The 19,248-nt window shown below is 57.2% G+C and carries 22 protein-coding genes; 15 read left to right on the top strand and 7 right to left on the bottom strand.

What is annotated here, in order from left to right:
* Window positions 1-221: 221 nt before the first annotated feature.
* Genes ulaA through V7Q49_RS20500 form a run of 6 tightly spaced genes read left to right on the top strand, consistent with a single transcriptional unit; the run spans window position 222 to window position 4,629 of the window.
* Window positions 222-1,622: a PTS ascorbate transporter subunit IIC gene (ulaA, locus tag V7Q49_RS20475; RefSeq protein ID WP_333854766.1), complete on the top strand. Its 1,401-nt coding sequence runs from the start codon at window positions 222-224 to the stop codon at window positions 1,620-1,622.
* A 12-nt stretch (window positions 1,623-1,634) separates the two neighbouring features.
* Window positions 1,635-1,940, top strand: a complete 306-nt coding sequence (gene ulaB, locus V7Q49_RS20480; RefSeq protein WP_108476136.1) for a PTS ascorbate transporter subunit IIB — start codon at window positions 1,635-1,637, stop codon at window positions 1,938-1,940.
* A 9-nt stretch (window positions 1,941-1,949) separates the two neighbouring features.
* Window positions 1,950-2,417 (top strand): PTS ascorbate transporter subunit IIA, encoded by a 468-nt coding sequence (gene ulaC, locus V7Q49_RS20485; protein WP_333854767.1) that lies wholly within the window; start codon window positions 1,950-1,952, stop codon window positions 2,415-2,417.
* Between the two features lie 12 nt (window positions 2,418-2,429).
* Window positions 2,430-3,080: a 3-keto-L-gulonate-6-phosphate decarboxylase UlaD gene (ulaD, locus tag V7Q49_RS20490; protein WP_333854768.1), complete on the top strand. Its 651-nt coding sequence runs from the start codon at window positions 2,430-2,432 to the stop codon at window positions 3,078-3,080.
* A gap of 9 nt (window positions 3,081-3,089) precedes the next feature.
* Window positions 3,090-3,956 (top strand): L-ribulose-5-phosphate 3-epimerase, encoded by an 867-nt coding sequence (locus tag V7Q49_RS20495; protein WP_333854769.1) that lies wholly within the window; start codon window positions 3,090-3,092, stop codon window positions 3,954-3,956.
* Window positions 3,943-4,629 (top strand): L-ribulose-5-phosphate 4-epimerase, encoded by a 687-nt coding sequence (locus V7Q49_RS20500; RefSeq protein ID WP_333854770.1) that lies wholly within the window; start codon window positions 3,943-3,945, stop codon window positions 4,627-4,629. Before V7Q49_RS20495 ends, V7Q49_RS20500 begins: the two co-directional genes overlap by 14 nt.
* An 81-nt stretch (window positions 4,630-4,710) precedes the next feature.
* Here the strand turns inward: V7Q49_RS20500 and yjfY are convergent, their stop codons facing one another.
* The gene (gene yjfY / locus V7Q49_RS20505) at window positions 4,711-4,986 is read right to left on the bottom strand and encodes a DUF1471 family protein YjfY (protein ID WP_142487974.1); all 276 of its coding nucleotides are present in this window, start codon (window positions 4,984-4,986) and stop codon (window positions 4,711-4,713) included.
* 343 nt (window positions 4,987-5,329) lie between these two features.
* Between yjfY and rpsF the strand changes: the two genes are divergently transcribed.
* From rpsF to V7Q49_RS20530, 5 genes are all read left to right on the top strand, one after another.
* Window positions 5,330-5,725: a 30S ribosomal protein S6 gene (rpsF, locus tag V7Q49_RS20510; protein WP_011915632.1), complete on the top strand. Its 396-nt coding sequence runs from the start codon at window positions 5,330-5,332 to the stop codon at window positions 5,723-5,725.
* 6 nt (window positions 5,726-5,731) lie between these two features.
* The gene (priB, locus tag V7Q49_RS20515) at window positions 5,732-6,046 is read left to right on the top strand and encodes a primosomal replication protein N (RefSeq protein WP_006178996.1); all 315 of its coding nucleotides are present in this window, start codon (window positions 5,732-5,734) and stop codon (window positions 6,044-6,046) included.
* Between the two features lie 4 nt (window positions 6,047-6,050).
* A complete protein-coding gene (gene rpsR, locus V7Q49_RS20520) occupies window positions 6,051-6,278 on the top strand; it encodes a 30S ribosomal protein S18 (RefSeq protein WP_000135199.1) in 228 nt (75 codons plus the stop codon).
* A gap of 41 nt (window positions 6,279-6,319) precedes the next feature.
* Complete coding sequence (rplI, locus tag V7Q49_RS20525) at window positions 6,320-6,769, top strand: 50S ribosomal protein L9 (RefSeq protein WP_333854771.1); 450 nt, start codon at window positions 6,320-6,322, stop codon at window positions 6,767-6,769.
* 152 nt (window positions 6,770-6,921) lie between these two features.
* Window positions 6,922-7,863, top strand: a complete 942-nt coding sequence (locus tag V7Q49_RS20530; protein WP_333854772.1) for a DMT family transporter — start codon at window positions 6,922-6,924, stop codon at window positions 7,861-7,863.
* Window positions 7,864-7,886: 23 nt separating this feature from the next.
* Here the strand turns inward: V7Q49_RS20530 and V7Q49_RS20535 are convergent, their stop codons facing one another.
* Window positions 7,887-8,522, bottom strand: a complete 636-nt coding sequence (locus tag V7Q49_RS20535; protein ID WP_333854773.1) for an OapA family protein — start codon at window positions 8,520-8,522, stop codon at window positions 7,887-7,889.
* A gap of 231 nt (window positions 8,523-8,753) precedes the next feature.
* Here V7Q49_RS20535 and fklB point away from each other — a divergent pair, with 231 nt between their 5' ends.
* Both fklB and cycA read left to right on the top strand, forming a co-directional pair.
* A complete protein-coding gene (fklB, locus tag V7Q49_RS20540) occupies window positions 8,754-9,374 on the top strand; it encodes an FKBP-type peptidyl-prolyl cis-trans isomerase (RefSeq protein ID WP_032616205.1) in 621 nt (206 codons plus the stop codon).
* Window positions 9,375-9,681: 307 nt separating this feature from the next.
* Window positions 9,682-11,091, top strand: coding sequence for a D-serine/D-alanine/glycine transporter (gene cycA / locus V7Q49_RS20545; RefSeq protein ID WP_142487979.1), 1,410 nt, complete (start codon window positions 9,682-9,684; stop codon window positions 11,089-11,091).
* A gap of 94 nt (window positions 11,092-11,185) precedes the next feature.
* Here the strand turns inward: cycA and ytfE are convergent, their stop codons facing one another.
* On the bottom strand, window positions 11,186-11,848 hold the full coding sequence (gene ytfE / locus V7Q49_RS20550; RefSeq protein ID WP_333854821.1) for an iron-sulfur cluster repair protein YtfE: 663 nt from the start codon (window positions 11,846-11,848) through the stop codon (window positions 11,186-11,188).
* 242 nt (window positions 11,849-12,090) lie between these two features.
* On the opposite strand from ytfE, the gene V7Q49_RS20555 reads away from it, so the two are divergent.
* Complete coding sequence (locus V7Q49_RS20555) at window positions 12,091-13,740, top strand: methyl-accepting chemotaxis protein (RefSeq protein WP_333854774.1); 1,650 nt, start codon at window positions 12,091-12,093, stop codon at window positions 13,738-13,740.
* 190 nt (window positions 13,741-13,930) lie between these two features.
* Here V7Q49_RS20555 and V7Q49_RS20560 read toward each other — a convergent pair whose 3' ends face one another.
* The 3 genes from V7Q49_RS20560 to V7Q49_RS20570 form a co-directional block, all read right to left on the bottom strand.
* Window positions 13,931-14,896, bottom strand: a complete 966-nt coding sequence (locus V7Q49_RS20560; protein WP_333854822.1) for a DMT family transporter — start codon at window positions 14,894-14,896, stop codon at window positions 13,931-13,933.
* A gap of 75 nt (window positions 14,897-14,971) precedes the next feature.
* Window positions 14,972-15,796: an AraC family transcriptional regulator gene (locus V7Q49_RS20565; protein ID WP_333854775.1), complete on the bottom strand. Its 825-nt coding sequence runs from the start codon at window positions 15,794-15,796 to the stop codon at window positions 14,972-14,974.
* Window positions 15,797-15,876: 80 nt separating this feature from the next.
* Complete coding sequence (locus V7Q49_RS20570; RefSeq protein WP_333854776.1) at window positions 15,877-16,725, bottom strand: SDR family oxidoreductase; 849 nt, start codon at window positions 16,723-16,725, stop codon at window positions 15,877-15,879.
* A gap of 89 nt (window positions 16,726-16,814) precedes the next feature.
* On the opposite strand from V7Q49_RS20570, the gene V7Q49_RS20575 reads away from it, so the two are divergent.
* Complete coding sequence (locus tag V7Q49_RS20575; RefSeq protein WP_333854777.1) at window positions 16,815-17,195, top strand: winged helix-turn-helix transcriptional regulator; 381 nt, start codon at window positions 16,815-16,817, stop codon at window positions 17,193-17,195.
* Between the two features lie 108 nt (window positions 17,196-17,303).
* On the opposite strand, the gene cpdB is transcribed toward V7Q49_RS20575, so the two are convergent.
* Window positions 17,304-19,247 carry a 2',3'-cyclic-nucleotide 2'-phosphodiesterase gene (cpdB, locus tag V7Q49_RS20580; protein ID WP_333854778.1) on the bottom strand — a complete coding sequence of 648 codons (1,944 nt, stop codon included), beginning with the start codon at window positions 19,245-19,247 and terminating at the stop codon, window positions 17,304-17,306.
* Window position 19,248: the final 1 nt, after the last annotated feature.

Raw genomic sequence — 19,248 nt, forward strand, 5'->3', positions numbered from 1 at the left:
TTGTTAGACTACTGCGTATTAAGAATTAACTATATGAATTGTATGTATTAATTTGTTTTCACTATGCGGTAGTGAAAATCATTACTAACACCAGGGAAATAAATTGCGTGATGCGTCACAAATAATCAAATGCAATCTTGTGGTGATTATTTGTGATTAATAGAGTGATGGCACCAACCACACAGGGATTGCCCCTCGTGTTCTCATTTCTGGAGAGAGTTATGGAGATCCTCTACAACGTCTTTACCGTGTTCTTCAATCAGGTAATGACTAACGCCCCGCTGTTGCTGGGGATTGTGACGTGCCTGGGTTACATCCTGCTGCGCAAAAGCGTGAGCGTGATTATCAAAGGCACGATTAAGACCATCATCGGTTTCATGCTGTTGCAGGCTGGTTCAGGCATCCTGACCAGCACGTTTAAGCCGGTCGTGGCCAAAATGTCCGAAGTTTACGGCATTAACGGCGCAATATCAGACACCTATGCGTCAATGATGGCCACCATAGAACGGATGGGCGACGCCTACAGCTGGGTGGGATATGCCGTGCTGTTGGCGCTGGCGCTGAACATTATTTATGTGCTGCTGCGCCGGATTACGGGCATTCGCACCATCATGCTGACCGGCCACATCATGTTCCAGCAGGCCGGGCTGATTGCCGTCTTCTTCTTTATCTACGGCTACCCCATGTGGACCACCATCATCTGTACCGCCGTGCTGGTGTCGCTCTACTGGGGTATCACTTCCAACATGATGTACAAACCGACCCAGGAAGTGACCGACGGCTGCGGCTTCTCCATCGGCCACCAGCAGCAGTTCGCCTCCTGGCTCGCCTATAAAGTCGCGCCTTATCTCGGTAAGAAAGAGGAGAGCGTGGAAGATCTCAAGCTGCCGGGCTGGCTGAATATCTTCCACGACAACATCGTCTCGACGGCGATTGTGATGACCATCTTCTTCGGTGCGATCCTGCTCTCGTTCGGTACCGACGTCATTCAGGCAATGGCGGGTAAAACCCACTGGACGATCTACATCCTGCAGACCGGTTTCTCCTTCGCGGTGGCAATTTTCATTATTACCCAGGGCGTACGCATGTTCGTGGCCGAGCTGTCTGAAGCCTTCAACGGCATCTCCCAGCGTCTGATCCCCGGTGCGGTGCTGGCGATCGACTGTGCGGCTATCTATAGCTTTGCGCCGAACGCCGTGGTCTGGGGCTTTATGTGGGGCACCATCGGCCAGCTGATTGCGGTGGGCATCCTGGTGGGCTGCGGCTCGTCCATCCTTATCATTCCTGGCTTTATCCCGATGTTCTTCTCCAATGCCACCATTGGTGTCTTTGCCAACCACTTTGGCGGCTGGCGCGCGGCGCTGAAAATCTGCCTGGTGATGGGGATGATTGAAATCTTCGGTTGCGTGTGGGCGGTCAAGCTCACCGGCATGAGCGCCTGGATGGGCATGGCGGACTGGTCAATTCTGGCGCCGCCAATGATGCAGGGCTTCGCCTCCCTCGGCATTGTCTTTATGGCCGTCATCATTTTCATTGCCCTGGCTTATATGTTCTTCGCTGGCCGTTCGCTGCGGGCGGAAGAAGATGCAGAAAAACAAACAGCAGAAGTTTCTGCTCATTAAGGAGTTTCGACTATGACCGTACGTATCCTGGCTGTGTGTGGCAATGGGCAAGGGAGTTCCATGATCATGAAGATGAAAGTGGACCAGTTTTTAACCCAGTCAAACATTGACCACACGGTGAACAGCTGCGCGGTGGGTGAATACAAAAGTGAACTGAACGGCGCGGACATCATCATTGCCTCTACCCATATCGCCGGTGAAATTAGCGTGACAGGCAATAAATATGTGGTGGGCGTGCGCAACATGCTGTCGCCTGCGGATTTTGGCCCAAAACTGCTGGAGGTGATCAAAGAACACTTCCCGCAAGACGTGAAGTAAGGGGGCCCGATGAAACTCCGTGATTCGCTGGCCGAAAACAATTCCATCCTTCTACAGGCCGAAGCCAGTACCTGGCAGGACGCGGTAAAGCTAAGCGTCGATTTGCTGGTGAAGGCCGATGTGGTTGAGCCGCGCTATTACCAGGCCATTCTTGATGGCGTGGCGCAGTTTGGTCCGTACTTTGTGATTGCGCCGGGGCTGGCGATGCCGCATGGCCGCCCGGAGGAGGGGGTCAAAAAAACCGGTTTCGCCCTGGTCACCCTGAAAACGCCTCTGGTGTTTAACCACGAAGATAACGATCCGGTCGATATCCTGATCACCATGGCGGCCGTTGATGCCAACACCCACCAGGAGGTGGGCATCATGCAGATCGTCAACCTGTTTGAAGATGAAGCCAATTTTGACCGTTTACGTGCCTGCCGTACCGCGCAGGACGTGCTGGATTTAATCGATAACGCCACTGCGGCGGCAGTCTGAGAGGGAACTGAAATGTCATTACCAATGTTGCAGGTCGCGCTGGATAACCAAACTCTGGCCCACGCTTACGAAACCACACGTCTGATCGCCGAAGAGGTGGACATCATCGAGGTGGGCACCATTCTTTGCGTGGGAGAGGGCGTGCGCGCCGTGCGCGATCTGAAAGCGCTCTATCCGCACAAAATTGTGCTGGCAGACGCCAAGATCGCCGATGCGGGCAAAATCCTGTCACGGATGTGCTTCGAAGCCAACGCCGACTGGGTCACGGTGATCTGCTGCGCGGATATCAACACCGCCAAAGGGGCGCTGGATGTGGCGAAAGAGTTCAACGGCGACGTGCAGATTGAACTCACCGGTTTCTGGACCTGGAAGCAGGCGGAAGAGTGGCGTGATGCGGGCATTCAGCAGGTGGTCTATCACCGCAGCCGCGATGCGCAGGCGGCGGGCGTCGCCTGGGGCGAGGCCGATATCACCGCGGTTAAGCGCCTGGCGGAGATGGGCTTTAAGGTCACCGTTACCGGCGGCCTGGCGCTGGAGGATCTGCCGCTGTTCAAAGGTATCCCGATTCATGTCTTTATTGCCGGACGCAGCATCCGCGATGCCGCTTCGCCGGTGGAAGCGGCGCGCCAGTTTAAACGTTCCATCGCCCAGCTGTGGGGATAAGGAGCGGCTATGTTAAGCAAGCAGGTGCCGCTTGGCATCTATGAAAAGGCACTCCCCGCCGGGGAGTGCTGGCTCGAGCGGCTGAAACTGGCCCAGTCTCTGGGTTTCGATTTCGTCGAAATGTCGGTAGATGAGACGGATATGCGCCTCTCCCGACTCGACTGGAGCCGCGAGGAGCGTCTGGCGCTGGTCAATGCCGTGGCCGAAACCGGCGTGCGCGTCCCCTCAATGTGCCTTAGCGCCCATCGGCGCTTTCCGCTCGGCAGTGAAGATGATGCCGTGCGCGCGCAGGGGCTGGCGATCATGCGCAAAGCGATTCGCTTTGCTCAGGACGTGGGGATCCGCGTCATCCAGCTGGCGGGCTATGACGTCTACTACCAGCAGGCTAACAACGAAACCCGGCGCCGTTTTCGCGAGGGGCTGAAAGAGAGCGTAGAGATGGCGAGCCGCGCCCAGGTGACGCTGGCGATGGAGATCATGGACTACCCGCTGATGAACTCCATCAGCAAGGCGCTGGGTTATGCCCACTACCTCAATAATCCGTGGTTCCAGCTCTATCCTGATATCGGCAATCTGTCCGCGTGGGATAACGATGTGCCGATGGAGCTGCAGGCGGGGATCGGCCATATCGTGGCGGTCCACGTCAAAGACACCCGGCCCGGCGTATTCAAAAACGTGCCATTTGGCACGGGCGTGGTGGATTTCGAAGCCTGTTTCGCCACCCTCAATCACAGTGGGTACTGCGGGCCTTACTTGATTGAGATGTGGAGTGAAACCGCAGAAGATCCGCTGCAGGAGGTGGCAAAAGCCCGCGACTGGGTGCTGGAGCAGATGGCGCGTGCCGGACTGACGGGAGGCGAAAATGCAGCAGCTTAAGCAGCAGGTGTTTGAGGCAAACATGGATTTGCCGCGTTACGGCCTGGTCACCTTTACCTGGGGAAACGTCAGCGCGATTGACCGGAGCCGCGGGCTGGTGGCGATCAAACCCAGCGGTGTGGCCTATGAGACCATGCGCGTGGAAGACATGGTGGTGGTGGATCTCGACGGCAAGGTCGTCGAGGGCCAGTGGCGACCTTCTTCCGATACCGCGACCCATCTGGCGCTGTATCGGCGTTACCCCTCGCTGGGCGGCGTAGTGCATACCCACTCCACCCATGCGACGGCCTGGGCGCAGGCGGGGCTGGCCATCCCGGCGCTGGGCACCACCCATGCAGACTACTTTTTTGGCGATATCCCCTGTACGCGGGCACTCACCGAAGAGGAGGTGCAGGAAGAGTACGAACTCAATACCGGCAAGGTGATCGTTGAAACCCTGGGTGAGGCCGAGCCGCTGCACACGCCGGGCGTAGTGGTCTATCAGCATGGCCCCTTCGCCTGGGGGAAAGATGCTCACGATGCGGTGCATAACGCCGTAGTGATGGAAGAGGTAGCGAGAATGGCGTGGATTGCCCGCGGCATTAACCCGCACCTGCAACCGATAGACGGCTATCTGATGAACAAGCACTTTATGCGCAAGCATGGCCCTAATGCCTATTACGGGCAAAAATAAAAAAAAGCCCCCGGGCATGGGGGCTAATTACACTATGACAATATTTTCGTTGTTGGCTTTCCTGGTGCTAGCGTCAAAGCATTACCGATAGATATCTGCGCTGACGTGCATATTGCCGTTGCTGCCCGGTTCACGGGTGAGCATGACGTGATAGTAGCGGGCATCCCGCGCCTCGGCTTCTGCAGTAATGGCTTCTGTTGCTTCGCTCTCGGTAGCGAAGTTGTGGTTGATATAAATGACGCCCAGACTTTGCACATCGTCCATATTTCTGGCCTGTCGGCCGTCAACCTGAATGGCTGCTGTCGCGTTTGCACTAAGCAAAAGCGCAGCCAGAATGGCAAGGTTTATCTTTTTCATGATATGCGCTCCACGACAAACTACGGTGCGACGATAATCACTTCGGGTTTTGTCCTCAGAAGGGGTCTGATTAAAGTGTAACCCCTTATCTGGCGGGCAATGGCGACCATTTCTGATGCTGTTGTTCAAAAAAACGCCGCAATCGCCCGTGAGCCATGGTAAATCACCCACTTAGGCGAACTTTGCGCTTTGTGCGAATTATTTGTGCAATCAGCTTGAGTTTCCAGGGGTGCGCAAGTATTATGACGCGTCAATTTTTCAGCCGACCTTTAACACGTTCCTTGCCTCCCCGGGCCTCGGCTGACCCAGACAGGAGGCTGAATAATCCGTAAGGAGCAATTCGATGCGTCATTACGAAATCGTTTTTATGGTCCATCCTGACCAGAGCGAACAGGTTCCGGGTATGATCGAGCGCTACACTGGTGCAATCACTGCAGCAGAAGGCACGATCCACCGTCTGGAAGACTGGGGCCGCCGTCAGCTGGCTTATCCGATCAACAAACTGCACAAAGCTCACTACGTTCTGCTGAACGTTGAAGCGCCGCAGGAAGCGATCGATGAGCTGGAAACTAACTTCCGCTTCAACGATGCCGTTATCCGCAGCATGGTTATGCGTACCAAAAACGCAGTGACCGAAGCATCTCCGATGGTTAAAGCGAAAGACGAGCGCCGTGAGCGTCGCGATGATTTCGCAAACGAAACCGCAGATGATTCTGATGCTGGGGATTCTGAAGAGTAATTTCTGATGACCAACCGTCTGGTGTTGTCCGGTACCGTGTGCAGGACCCCCCTTCGTAAGGTCAGCCCATCAGGAATTCCTCACTGCCAGTTCGTGCTTGAGCATCGTTCAGTGCAGGAGGAAGCCGGGTTTCACCGGCAGGCGTGGTGCCAAATGCCCGTTATTATTAGCGGACACGAAAACCAGGCCATTACTCACAGTATAACGGTCGGTAGTGCAGTAACCGTTCAGGGGTTCATCTCTTGCCACAAGGCAAAGAACGGCCTGAGCAAAATGGTTCTGCATGCCGAGCAGATTGATTTGATAGATTCTGGAGACTAGCCATATGGCACGTTATTTCCGTCGTCGCAAGTTCTGCCGTTTCACCGCGGAAGGCGTTCAAGAGATCGACTATAAAGATATCGCAACGCTGAAAAACTACATCACCGAAAGCGGTAAGATTGTCCCAAGCCGTATCACCGGTACTCGTGCAAAATACCAGCGTCAGCTGGCTCGCGCTATCAAACGCGCTCGCTACCTGTCCCTGCTGCCGTACACTGATCGTCATCAGTAATCGGGCACGGTCCATTAATACGACTTTAAGAGGATAAGGTAATGCAAGTTATTCTGCTTGATAAAGTAGCAAACCTGGGCAGCCTGGGTGATCAGGTAAACGTTAAAGCGGGCTACGCTCGTAACTTCCTGGTTCCACAGGGTAAAGCTGTTCCTGCTACCAAGAAAAACGTAGAGTTTTTCGAAGCACGTCGTGCTGAACTGGAAGCCAAACTGGCTGACGTTCTGGCGGCTGCTAACGCTCGCGCTGAAGAAATCAACGCACTGGGCACCGTTACCATCGCGTCTAAATCTGGCGACGAAGGTAAACTGTTCGGTTCCATCGGTACCCGCGATATCGCTGATGCAGTTTCTGCAGCAGGCGTTAAAGTGGCTAAGAGCGAAGTTCGTCTGCCGAACGGCGTTCTGCGTACCACCGGTGAGCACGAAGTGGACTTCCAGGTTCACAGCGAAGTCTTCGCTAAACTGGTTGTTAACGTTGTTGCTGAGTAAGTAATTACTCGTCACCACGTCGAAGCGCCGGCCTTGTGCCGGCGTTTTGCTTTTTAACGCGACCTGTCCCACCTTTTTACCTTGTATGGTAGCTATTCCCGCCGCAATCTCTGATAATAAAATGAAACGCCATTTTATCTTCGAGATTTGCTATGGACGCCGTTCTGCCCACGCCGATTTTTGCTCGTAAAAACATCGTTTTCGCCAGCGCGACGCTGTGCTGTCTGCTATGGGGAAGCTCCTATCCCGCGATTAAAAGCGGCTACGAACTTTTTCAGATCGCCACCAACGACATCTCCTCAAAGGTGGTCTTTGCGGGGTATCGCTTTGTGTTCGCCGGCCTGCTGTTGCTGCTGTTGGCCCTTGCCCAGCGCAAGCCGATTGGCCGACTCAGCCCGCGGCAGTTTGGTCAGCTGACGGTGTTGGGCCTGACGCAAACGGCTATCCAGTACACCTTCTTTTATATCGGCCTCGCTTACACCACGGGCGCCAAAGGGTCGATCATGAACGCGACCGCCACCTTCTTCAGCGTCATGCTGGCGCACTTCATCTATCAGAACGACAGGATCAGCTACAACAAAGCTCTCGGCTGTATCCTCGGTTTTGCCGGGGTGATGATCGTGAACTTCAACAGCGGCCTGCAGGACTTCCACTTTGTCTGGAATGGCGACGGGTTTGTGGTACTGGCCGCGTTTATCCTCTCTGCCGCCACGCTGTACGGCAAACGCATTTCCCAGACGGTCGACCCGCTGGTCATGACCGGTTGGCAGCTGGCAATAGGGGGGGTGATGCTGGTGGTGGGAGGCTATATCACCGGCGGTACGCTGACTGTACCCAGCGTCAAAGCGGCGGCCATCCTCGGTTATCTGACCCTGCTCTCCTCGGTGGCGTTCGCGCTGTGGAGCCTGCTGCTGAAATACAACCGCGTCAGCATGATTGCGCCGTTCAACTTCCTGGTGCCGGTGGCCGGCACCGTGCTCTCGGCCATTTTCCTCGGCGAGAATATCCTCGAGATCAAATATGCCGTGGCGCTGGTGCTGGTCTGCTCGGGGATCTGGTGGGTGAACAAAGTGAGTGGAAAACCGGCCCGGTAAGCATCACGCTACCGGGCGAACTGCTATCTGGCGCGGATAAAACTGCCGTCAGCCTGGCGGGTAAACAGCACCTGCTGGCCGTTGCCGCTGTCAATGGTCAGCCCTGTCACCACGCCGCTCGCGTTCTGGCGGATCTGCACCATCTGACCGTTTTGCAAATTGCTCAGCGGCTTGCCTGCGCCTTCAACCTGCGCCATCGCATAGACATCGGTCGGCGGCAGGTTATGATCGCGGAACAGCTGCGCCATCGTTTTACCCGGCTCTACACGGTAGGAACGCCACTGCTGTTCAATGCCAGGCACCGGCTGCGACTGCACGGGCGCGGCGGCCTGCTCCTGCGGTTGCTCTTCCTGAATCGGCTCCGGCTCAACCGGGGCGACCTGGCCCGGATCGTTTGACGGCGCAACCAGCTGCGTCTGCATCGGTTGTGCGTCTGGCTGGGGCTGCGTCTGTGAGCGGAAGTCCAGGTCGGCATCCCGTCGGACAGGCGCAGTCGTGCTGTCATCAGCGCCTGGCAGCAGAATACCAACAATCACCATCAGCGCACCGATGATAATGCCTCTGCGGTGCAGGGGCGGCAGCGGGTCCATGAGGCGAAAGTTGTCTGGCGCATGCCAGATTTTCGTCAGGGTAGGTTTTAGTTCAAATGGCCCGGGCATGGCTCTCCTCCTGCTCCGCGTCTTTTTTCCTGTCCCGAGAAGTATAGTTTGCTAACTGCCTGATGAACATTGCAAAGCCGGCTTCCGTGACACACATTCGGGAAAAATCCAGATAGTCTCTATTGTTTCTGTTTCATCGCAATTTGTCATCTTTCAATAAGACAAAGTTTTACCGGATGGAAGGTGGCTGTTATGCTGCCCGCTACTTTAAATGTGATGGAAGGAAATCCCATGACCACCCCGACTTTTGACACAATCGAAGCGCAGGCAAGCTACGGTATTGGTTTGCAGGTAGGACAGCAGCTGAGCGAATCAGGTCTGCAGGGTCTGTTACCGGAAGCGCTGGTGGCGGGTATCGCCGATGCGCTGGAAGGTAAGCACCCGGCTGTTCCGGTTGATGTGGTTCATCGTGCGCTGCGTGAAATCCACGAACGTGCTGACTCCGTGCGTCGCGCGCGTTTTGAAGAGATGGCCGCTGCAGGCGAGAAGTTCCTTGAAGAGAACCGTGAGCGTGAAGGCGTGAACAGCACCGAAACCGGCCTGCAGTTCCGCGTGATCAATCAGGGCGACGGCGCCATCCCGGCTCGCACCGACCATGTTCGCGTGCACTACACCGGTAAACTGATTGACGGCACCGTGTTCGACAGCTCCGTTGCCCGCGGTGAACCGGCTGAATTCCCGGTAAACGGCGTGATCCCTGGCTGGATCGAAGCCCTGACCCTGATGCCGGTTGGCTCTAAATGGGAACTGACTATTCCTCAGAACCTGGCCTACGGCGAGCGTGGCGCTGGCGCGTCCATTCCGCCATTCAGCACCCTGGTCTTCGAAGTCGAGCTGCTGGAAATTCTGTAATTCCGCTCTCTTTCCTCTCCCCGCCCGGGGAGGGGAATTCAGTTAAAAAACCTATAGTTACGCGACAATCAACAGATTATCTTGCAAATGGTCACAGTAAGTGTATTTTTGTGAGCTGTTTTGCGTTGCTTAAGTGATATGACACTCACTTTCAACATATTATTAACATAATATTTAAATCATAGTATTCATCCCGCCGATTCTTACCTAATATCGATGAGTCCTTAATCGGGGCCGTCGCTTTTCGACGTAATAAAGGGCCAGAAGAGCCTAAACAACACAGGTAGTCACAACAGGAAAACATCACATGGTAGATCAGGTAAAAGTCGTTGCCGACGAAGAGGCACCGTCTGAACAGTCGCTACGGCGTAATCTCACAAACCGTCATATTCAGCTTATCGCCATTGGCGGTGCTATCGGCACCGGGCTGTTTATGGGGTCAGGCAAAACCATCAGTCTTGCCGGGCCGTCGATTATTTTTGTCTATATGATCATCGGCTTTATGCTCTTTTTCGTTATGCGTGCGATGGGAGAGTTGCTGCTCTCGAATCTCGAATACAAATCCTTTAGCGACTTTGCCTCCGACCTTCTCGGGCCGTGGGCGGGTTACTTTACCGGCTGGACCTACTGGTTCTGCTGGGTGGTCACCGGGATGGCCGACGTCGTCGCCATTACGGCCTACGCGCAGTTCTGGTTCCCCGGACTGTCGGACTGGGTTGCCTCGCTGGCGGTGATTGTCCTGCTGCTGAGCCTTAACCTCGCCACCGTAAAAATGTTCGGTGAGATGGAGTTCTGGTTCGCAATGATCAAAATCGTCGCCATTGTCGGCCTGATTGTGGTTGGCCTGGTGATGGTGATGACTCACTTTACCTCCCCGAGCGGCGTTGAAGCCTCGTTCTCCCATCTGTGGAATGACGGCGGCTGGTTCCCGAAAGGGCTGAGCGGGTTCTTTGCCGGCTTCCAGATTGCGGTCTTCGCCTTCGTGGGGATTGAGCTGGTGGGTACCACTGCCGCTGAAACCAAAGATCCTGAGAAGTCTCTGCCGCGGGCGATTAACTCGATCCCCGTGCGTATCATCATGTTCTACGTCTTCGCCCTGATCGTCATTATGTCGGTCACGCCGTGGAGCTCCGTTGTCCCAACCAAGAGCCCGTTCGTCGAGCTGTTTGTGCTGGTGGGCCTGCCGGCTGCCGCGAGTCTGATTAACTTCGTGGTGCTGACCTCTGCGGCCTCGTCGGCCAACAGCGGCGTGTTCTCCACCAGCCGTATGCTGTTCGGCCTGGCGCAGGAAGGCGTGGCGCCGAGCGCGTTCGCCAAGCTGTCAAAGCGTGCGGTACCGGCAAAAGGGCTGACCTTCTCCTGTATCTGCCTGCTGGGCGGCGTGGTGATGCTCTACGTGAACCCAAGCGTGATTGGCGCGTTCACCATGATCACCACGGTCTCGGCGATCCTGTTCATGTTCGTCTGGACCATCATCCTGTGCTCGTACCTGGTGTACCGCAAACAGCGTCCGCACCTGCATGAAAAATCCATCTACAAGATGCCGCTGGGCAAGCTGATGTGCTGGGTCTGCATGGCGTTCTTCGTATTTGTGCTGGTACTGCTGACTCTGGAAGAGGATACCCGTCAGGCGCTGATCGTCACGCCGCTGTGGTTTATCGCGCTGGGGTTGGGCTGGCTGTTTATCGGTAAGAAAAGAATGGCAGGCGTAAGGTAAAAGCAAAACGGCAACTTCGGTTGCCGTTTTTTATGTGTTCTCCCTCTCCCTGTGGGAGAGGGGCGGGGTGAGGGCATCAGGCCGCCGGGCTTTTTTATTCCCCGGCCAGCGCCCGAGGGAACAGCACGTTATTCTCGAGGCTGATGTGCTCCATCAGGTCGTCGATCATCTCGTTAATCCCGTTATACATCGCGCGCCAGGTGGTGCAGGCATCCGCAGGCGGGGTCACGTTATGGGTGATGTGCTTGATGACCTCGACCAGCTCACCCGCATCATCATGCTCACTTTCCATCACGCTGATCGGCCCCATCGCCTGGCTACCCATACCCTGTTTGATCATCGGGAACAGGATCTGCTCCTCTTTCATCATATGGCTGGACAGCTCTTCGTGCAGCATGGTCAGGTTTTTCGCCAGGCCGCGCGGGACTGAGGCTTTCTCCGCATGGACGCGTTCAACTTTGGTCGCCTGCAGGATCAGTTCCGGCAGCTGTTCACGGTGGCGGTCATGGTAGCGGACGATAATGTGATTGATGATTTCGTCCAGCGCCACGCTGCGCCAGTCTTTTTCCAGCGGCTGCTCAGCCAGTTTCGCCAGTTCTGCTTCGATGAGGTCCAGGTCCAGTTCCTTACGCGATGCCGCACGCGCCAGGGTTTGCTTACCGCCACAGCAGTAATCCATATCGTATTTACGAAACAGCGCAGAAGCGCGTGGGATGGAGAGCGCCAGCTCGCCTAAGGGTTGGTCGCGGAAGGCCATGGTCATTACCTCATCGTTATTTGATAAGATGTATTTTAAATGCATCTTTAAGGTGAGGATATAACCCTTTAGGAGCAGAGGGCAAAAAGGAGGGGGATTCACAAAACTTTCTTATGTTTTAACTTGCTGAATGGATTTGATTATTTCCGAAAAACAGGGTGGTTAGACCACGAAACGTTAAATAACACGCCTGCATTGCCGATATGTCCTCCACAGACAATGTCCTGCACATAAGGTTAAGAATGTTTAAACGGATTAAAGTAATCACCCTGTTAGTCTCGGTACTGCTGGTGCTCGGCCTGATGCAAATCATCGCCGCGACGGTATTTATCAATGCCCTGAACAATGATAAGGACAATTTCACCGTCTCCCAGCTGTCCAGCCAGAACGTGGCAGAGTTTACCGACGCGTGGATCAGCCTGAACCAGGCGCGCGTGACCCTTAACCGCGGCATGCTGCGTCTGCAAAGCAGCACGGCGACTGAGATCAACGGCACGCAGTTGGGTGAGCTGGTCACCGCCGGGAAAGTCCTGCTGGCTGAAGCCCAGGGGCATTACGACAAATATTATGCCCTGCCGGAAACCCCGGGCCTGGATGAGAAGCTGGCCAATCGGCTGGAAGAACAGTATCGCGCTTACCACACCACGCTGACGAACATGAACGCGCTGCTGGCCGAGGGCAAGCTGGACGATATGTTCAAGCAAAATGCCGAGAAGAAGCAGGTGGCGATGCAGGCTGTGTACCGCGAATGGCGTGAAGCGCAGGCGAAGCTGGCCAGCGCGGGCATCACCGATAACGAGAACGACTACCAGCGTATTCTGTGGATCCTCTCTGCCATCATGGTGATTGTAGTGGCGGTGATTGTCGCCAGCTGGATCGCCATGCGCAACGTGCTGCTGAAGCCGCTGCATGAGGTGATCGCGCATATTCGCGCTATTGCCGCCGGCGATCTGACGCAGCCGATTAATGCCCAGGGGCAAAATGAAATGGCGCTGCTGTCGCATAACGTTCATGAGATGCAAAAGGCGCTGGCCAATACCGTAGGCGTGGTCCGCGATGGGGCGGATACCATTTTCACCGGCGCTGGTGAAATCTCTGCAGGCAGTAACGACCTCTCTTCCCGTACCGAGCAGCAGGCGGCCTCCCTGGAAGAGACCGCAGCCAGCATGGAGCAGTTAACCGCGACCGTGAAGCAGAACGCTGATAACGCCCGTCAGGCGTCACGCCTGGCGCTGGATGCCTCCTCTACTGCGAAGAAAGGCGGCAACGTGGTCGAAGGCGTGGTGCGTACCATGGATGAGATCGCCACCAGCTCCAGCAAGATTGCGCAGATCACCAACGTGATTGATGGCATTGCTTTCCAGACCAACATTCTGGCGCTGAACGCGGCGGTTGAAGCCGCGCGTGCCGGCGAGCAGGGCCGTGGATTTGCGGTGGTGGCGGGGGAAGTGCGTACGCTGGCCCAGCGCAGCGCCCAGGCGGCGAAAGAGATCAAAGGCCTGATTGACGACTCTGGCGCGCGCGTCAGTGCGGGTTCCGCCCTGGTCAATGAAGCCGGGGCGACGATGGCGGAAATCGTCAGCGCCGTTACCCGCGTCACCGACATCATGGGCGAAATCGCTTCCGCCTCGGATGAGCAGAGCCGCGGTATTGACCAGGTGGGTCAGGCGGTGGCCGAGATGGACCGCGTAACCCAGCAGAACGCCTCGCTGGTTGAGGAGTCTGCGGCAGCGGCGGCGGCGCTGGAAGAGCAGGCGGCGCGCCTGAACGAGGCGGTGGCGGTGTTTAAGATCGTTCACGGCCAGGCAGCCAAAGCCGCGCCAGTGAAAACCTATACCGCAAAAGCGAAACCGGTGCTGGCGACGACGGACGCTAACTGGGAAACCTTCTAAAACCTGCCGGGTGGCGCTAACGCTTACCCGGCCTACGAAACCTGCCGGGTGGCGGCTTCGCCTTACCCGGCCGGGGAAATGTGCGGCCTGTTGCCCTCACCCCAACCCTCTCCCACCGGGAGAGGGAGCACACATTAAAAACGGCAACCCTGGGTTGCCGTTTTGCTTTTACCTCGCCGCCGGGCAATACCTACAGCTCCGAAGCCGGAACAACCAGCGGTTTTTCCGGCTTCGCGCTCACCGCGATCACCACTCCCACCACCAGCAATACAATCCCCGTGCCGGTTAACAGCGGCGGCAGGCTCTGGCGCATCAGAAAGGTATACAGCAGCCCGGCCAGGGTTTCGAAAACGATCAACGGGCCCAGGATCACCGTCGGCAATTTCTGGCTGGCGACGTTCCAGCACAGGGCACCGACCCACGAGCAGCAGATGGCAATTACCACCATCAGGCCGAGGAACACCCAGGGACGCGGCCCCAGCGGCAGGGCGAAGTCCGGCTGCTGCACGTTCAGCCAGGCGCAGGCGGCGAGATAGCCCATCAGCGACACCGGCAGCGTCACCAGTGCCTGGGCGGTGGCCCACATCATCGGATGTTTGTCCGGGTTTTCCCGCAGCCAGCGGGCATTACGCAGGGCATACCACGCCCAGCAGATCACCGACACCGACGCCAGAAGAATGCCTGAGACATAGCGCCAGCCGCTGCCCCCGGCCACGCCGTGCCGCAGCTCGGCAATGTTGACGCAGGCCAGCCCCAGCGCGATCGCCACCAGCCCGGGCACCATCTTCGACCACGCCAGCTTGCCGTCGCGCTGGCTGTAGAGCAGATTGGCGAACACCGGGATCACCACCGGCAGCGTGCCGATGATCATCGTCGAGACGGGCGCCCCGGTACGCTGAATGGCGCTCGCCAGGCAAACGTAATAGATGAGGTTACCCATCATGGTCAGCGCCAGCGCGGTCAGCCAGTCCTGGCGTTTCAACTGGCGTAACCGCGCGCGGCCAAGCCAGGCGATCGGCAGGGCGATCAGCCCCAGCGCCAGATAGCGCCCCATTGACTGCAACGCCGCCGGGTACTCCGGCACGATCAATGGGCCGACAAAAATCAGCCCCCACATCAACCCTGCAAGCAGGGCGTACAACACGCCGCTAACCATTTTTCCATCCATTTTCGCTGAACCTGCTGACAGTGTAGAAAGGCAAAAGGGGGGCGTATTGTATGAGATTGCGCATTAGCGCTTCGCGACCTGCTTCTGGTAGCGCACAGGGGTGATGCCGTACCGACGCGTAAACGCCCGGGTCAGGTGCGACTGATCGGTCAGGCCGGTCGCGGCGGCCACCTCTGCCGCAGGCAGCCCCTGGGTGAGAAAGGCTTTGGCGCGCCACAGGCGGATCGCCATCAGCATCTGATGGGGCGTGACGTGAAAATGGGCTTTGAACTGGCGCTGGAAATGGTACGGGCTGAGCGACACCACCTGCGCCAGCTCATCGAGGGTCAGGGAGTGCATATAGTTGTCATGCAGATAGTCGCGGACGCGCTCGAAGCGGTGTGCCCCTTCGCGCAGAACCGGGGCATGGCGCGCCAGCGGCTGGAAGGTATCAATCAGATCCAGCAGCAGGCCTTTTTGCGCCAGCGGATCGTCGGTGTGCCACAGGCCGTAGATCAGCTGGCAGATCTGCTGCGAACGGCGGGGATCGTGGCGGGTAACATCGCTGAACCACCAGTGGCGGATGCCCGTCACCTCTTCCAGCAGATCCGGCTCGAGGTAGATCATCCGGTAGCGCCAGCCGTCGGCGGTGTCGGCCTCGCCGGTATGCAGCTCATCGGGATTCATGGTGACAACGGAATGGACGGGAGCGACGTACTGCGTCCCGCGATAGCGAAAGCGTTCGGCACCGGCTTCAATGGCGCCGATCCCGAAGGCTTCGTGAGTATGCGGCTCAAAGGCGTAGCGTGAGATATGGGCGTGATACAGCTCTACGCCCGGCAGCTGCGCCAGATGGCGAAAGCGCGCGCTGTCTCTCTCATCGAAGAACTGTTCGGGTACGCCTTGCACGGTGAGCCTCCTCGCGGGTCAGATTTCATTATCAGAGATGACCCGCGGGGATGCCACAATAATTAACCAGCTTTTAACAATTACAGGATGCCTTTCACGCTCTCGGCCAGGGAGGTCGTCGGGCGACCCAGCAGCGCGCTCAGGGTGCGGCTGTCGTCAAACAGACCGCCTTTCGAGGCACCGATGTCGGAGTCGGCCAGCATATCGGCCAGGCCTGCCGGTAAGCCCACGCCCTTCAGCGCGGCGGCAAAATCGGCTTCGCTCAGGTTCTGGTAGGCCACGGTTTTCCCGCTCTGGCGACTCAGTTCGGCGGCCAGCTCGCTTAACGTATACCCCTCATCGCCCGCCAGTTCATAGACTTTCCCGGCATGACCCTCTTCGCTGATGACGCGGGCCGCGGCGGCGGCATAGTCGGCGCGGGTCGCGGAGGCGATTTTGCCCTCGCCCGCAGAACCGATAAACACACCGTGCTCCAGAGCCGGCGGGGCGCTGGCGAGGTAGTTTTCGGTATACCAGCCGTTGCGCAGCAGGGCATAAGGAATGCCGGATTCAGCCAGCGCTTTTTCGGTGGCGACGTGCTCTACGTGCAGCCCCAGCGGCGAGGTGTCGGCATGCAGCAGACTGGTGTAGGCGATAAATTTCACGCCCGCCGCCTTCGCCGCGTTAATCACGTTCTGATGCTGCGGGGCGCGCTGGCCCACTTCGCTGGAGGAGATCAGCAGCAGCTTATCCACGCCTGCGAGCGCGGCGGTGAAGGCAGCCTGATCGGTATAATCGGCCTGGCGAACGGTCACGCCCTGCTGGCTCAGCGCGTCGGCTTTGGACGGGTTACGCACAATAGCGACCAGCTGACTGGCCGGAACGGTTTTCAGCAGCTGTTCAATAACGAGTTGGCCAAGCTGGCCGGTAGCGCCGGTAATTGCGATCATGATGAATATCCTTCGTCTCGTGTGAATGTTGTGGCACACTATCACTCAAGCTAACTTTTAGTAAGTACGTACAAAAAGGTAAGTATCAAATGACTCATCCAACCCTCAGCGAGCAAATGCGCGACGGCAATCTCTTTGCCGAGCAGTGCCCTTCCCGGGATGTGCTCAAGCATGTGACCAGCCGCTGGGGCGTGCTGATCCTGGTGGCGCTGCGTCAGGGGACGCATCGCTTTAGCGATCTCAGGCGCAAGATGGGCGGGGTGAGCGAGAAGATGCTGGCCCAGTCGCTGCAGGCGCTGGAGCAGGACGGTTTTATCAATCGCGTGTCGTATCCGGTGGTGCCGCCGCACGTAGAGTATAGCCTGACGCCGCTGGGGGAAGAGGTGAGCGAGAAGGTGGCGGCGCTGGCCGACTGGATCGAGCTGAATTTGCCACAGGTGATGAGTAACCGGGATGAGCGTGCTGCGTGATTGCCTGGCTGACGGTTTTGTAGGCCCGGCAAGCGAAGCGCCGCCGGGCATTGCGCGGTCTGATTGCCGGGTGGCGGCTGCGCCTTACCCGGCCTACGAAACTTGCTGCTATTTGCCTAAATCCACCTGATAAATCGCAAAACCGATCTCATCGGTGGCTACCTGTTGCATCGGGTATTGCGCCTTCTCTTTGATAAACGCCGCCGCTTTTTCAGAGGGTGACGTCTCAAAGCGAATATCCAGCTTCACGTTGCTGTGGATCGGCGCCAGACGCCAGTTGTTGTCCGCCGCCGGATGGATTTCGCCCGCTTTTTTCGACTGCTCGCCAATCCACGCCGCCAGCACCGAGCGGTTCTCGTCCGGCGAGGCGAAGGCGATATGGCTGTCGCCGGTCCCGGCAAACTTACCGCCGTAGGCGCGGTAGTTATTGGTTGCCACCAGGAAGGTCGCTTTTGGATCGATCGGTTTGCCGTTGAAGGTCAGGTTCTTGATGCGCTCCGCCTGGGCATTCACCACCTGGCACTCGCCGTCATATTTCGCCGGCTGTGAGACATCAATCTGATACTCCACGCCGTCGATCACGTCGAAGTTATAGGTGCGGAACCCGTCCCAGTTAATCAGCGCCTGCGGTTGGGTGCTGGTCGGATCGATCTGATTGAACTGCCCGGCCGAGCACTCCAGCCACTCCTTCACCTCCTGGCCGGTGGCTTTGACCACCACCAGGGTATTTGGATAGAGATAGAGGTCGGCGGCGTTACGGAAGGTCAGCTGGCCTTTCTCCACTTCGACGTAGCTGGCCGGATCGTTCTTGCGTCCGCCCACTTTAAACGGCGCGGCGGCGGAGAGTACCGGCAGTTTCGCCAGGTCCGGGTCGCCCTGAATATAGCGCTCCACGTAGGCTTTCTGCGCCATGTTCACTACCTGCACGGTAGGATCGTCCTGTACCAGCGACAGGTAGCTGTACATGTTGTCAGACGATTTGCCGATCGGTTTGCTGACAAACACGCGGGTGGCGTCGTGGTCGTGTTTCAACACCTCGACGATCTTTTTATCCTCGCCCACCAGCGCTTTTTTGGCCGCCAGGTCGTAAATTGGCCGCGCTTCGGCCTTCGACTGGGTGACCTGCCATTTGCCGTCGTCATTATTCAGCACCAGATCCACCACCCCGAGGTGATCGCCCCACATGCCCGGCATCACCGCCGGCACGCCGTTCAGCGTCCCTTTAGCAATATCCGCCCCTTTAATGCTGGCGAAATCTTTGCCCGGGAATACCGCGTGAGCGTGGCCGAAGAGAATGGCATCGACGCCTTTCACTTCGCTGAGGTAGTAGACCGAGTTTTCCGCCATCGCCTGGTACGGATCGGCAGAGAGACCGGAGTGCGCCACCACGACCACCAGATCGGCACCTTTCTCGCGCATTTCCGGCACATACTTACGGGCGGTTTCGGTAATGTCGTTGACCGTGACTTTGCCGCTCAGGTTGGCCTTATCCCAGGTCATGATCTGCGGCGGCACAAAGCCGATATAACCAATCTTCAGGGTCTGCGGTTTCCCGTCCTGATCGGTCACGGTGGTCTCTTTGATCAGATAAGGGGTAAATAGCGGCTTGTTGGTCTTAACGTCGATGATGTTGGCGTTAACGTACGGGAATTTGGCCCCGGCGAGCGCCATATGCAGATAATCCAGCCCGTAGTTAAACTCATGGTTGCCGAGGTTGCCCACCGCGTAATCCAGGGTGTTCAGCGCCTTGTAAACCGGGTGGATATCGCCCTTTTTCAGACCTTTCGCCGCCATGTAATCGCCAAGCGGACTACCCTGAATTAAGTCCCCGTTATCGACCAGCACGCTATTTTTTACTTCGCTACGGGCGGCGTTAATCAAACTGGCGGTGCGCACCAGACCAAACTTTTCCGTCGGCGCATCTTTGTAGTAGTCGAAGTCCATCATATTGCTGTGCAGGTCGGTGGTTTCGAGAATGCGGAGATCGACCGTCGCTGCCTGTACGCTCGCTGCAATCAGCGTCGCCAGGAGCGTTGCGCTAAACTTAATCATC

It is taken from the genome of Leclercia sp. (assembly GCF_036780805.1).
GTDB lineage: Bacteria > Pseudomonadota > Gammaproteobacteria > Enterobacterales > Enterobacteriaceae > Enterobacter.

Excerpts from the sequence above, each read along its gene's own strand:
- ulaA (WP_333854766.1), top strand. The coding sequence starts at position 222 with ATGGAGATCCTCTACAACGTCTTTACCGTGTTCTTCAATCAGGTAATG.
- ulaB (WP_108476136.1), top strand. The coding sequence starts at position 1,635 with ATGACCGTACGTATCCTGGCTGTGTGTGGCAATGGGCAAGGGAGTTCC.
- ulaC (WP_333854767.1), top strand. The coding sequence starts at position 1,950 with ATGAAACTCCGTGATTCGCTGGCCGAAAACAATTCCATCCTTCTACAG.
- ulaD (WP_333854768.1), top strand. The coding sequence starts at position 2,430 with ATGTCATTACCAATGTTGCAGGTCGCGCTGGATAACCAAACTCTGGCC.
- V7Q49_RS20495 (WP_333854769.1), top strand. The coding sequence starts at position 3,090 with ATGTTAAGCAAGCAGGTGCCGCTTGGCATCTATGAAAAGGCACTCCCC.
- V7Q49_RS20500 (WP_333854770.1), top strand. The coding sequence starts at position 3,943 with ATGCAGCAGCTTAAGCAGCAGGTGTTTGAGGCAAACATGGATTTGCCG.
- yjfY (WP_142487974.1), bottom strand. The coding sequence starts at position 4,986 with ATGAAAAAGATAAACCTTGCCATTCTGGCTGCGCTTTTGCTTAGTGCA.
- rpsF (WP_011915632.1), top strand. The coding sequence starts at position 5,330 with ATGCGTCATTACGAAATCGTTTTTATGGTCCATCCTGACCAGAGCGAA.
- priB (WP_006178996.1), top strand. The coding sequence starts at position 5,732 with ATGACCAACCGTCTGGTGTTGTCCGGTACCGTGTGCAGGACCCCCCTT.
- rpsR (WP_000135199.1), top strand. The coding sequence starts at position 6,051 with ATGGCACGTTATTTCCGTCGTCGCAAGTTCTGCCGTTTCACCGCGGAA.
- rplI (WP_333854771.1), top strand. The coding sequence starts at position 6,320 with ATGCAAGTTATTCTGCTTGATAAAGTAGCAAACCTGGGCAGCCTGGGT.
- V7Q49_RS20530 (WP_333854772.1), top strand. The coding sequence starts at position 6,922 with ATGGACGCCGTTCTGCCCACGCCGATTTTTGCTCGTAAAAACATCGTT.
- V7Q49_RS20535 (WP_333854773.1), bottom strand. The coding sequence starts at position 8,522 with ATGCCCGGGCCATTTGAACTAAAACCTACCCTGACGAAAATCTGGCAT.
- fklB (WP_032616205.1), top strand. The coding sequence starts at position 8,754 with ATGACCACCCCGACTTTTGACACAATCGAAGCGCAGGCAAGCTACGGT.
- cycA (WP_142487979.1), top strand. The coding sequence starts at position 9,682 with ATGGTAGATCAGGTAAAAGTCGTTGCCGACGAAGAGGCACCGTCTGAA.
- ytfE (WP_333854821.1), bottom strand. The coding sequence starts at position 11,848 with ATGGCCTTCCGCGACCAACCCTTAGGCGAGCTGGCGCTCTCCATCCCA.
- V7Q49_RS20555 (WP_333854774.1), top strand. The coding sequence starts at position 12,091 with ATGTTTAAACGGATTAAAGTAATCACCCTGTTAGTCTCGGTACTGCTG.
- V7Q49_RS20560 (WP_333854822.1), bottom strand. The coding sequence starts at position 14,896 with ATGGTTAGCGGCGTGTTGTACGCCCTGCTTGCAGGGTTGATGTGGGGG.
- V7Q49_RS20570 (WP_333854776.1), bottom strand. The coding sequence starts at position 16,725 with ATGATCGCAATTACCGGCGCTACCGGCCAGCTTGGCCAACTCGTTATT.
- V7Q49_RS20575 (WP_333854777.1), top strand. The coding sequence starts at position 16,815 with ATGACTCATCCAACCCTCAGCGAGCAAATGCGCGACGGCAATCTCTTT.
- cpdB (WP_333854778.1), bottom strand. The coding sequence starts at position 19,247 with ATGATTAAGTTTAGCGCAACGCTCCTGGCGACGCTGATTGCAGCGAGC.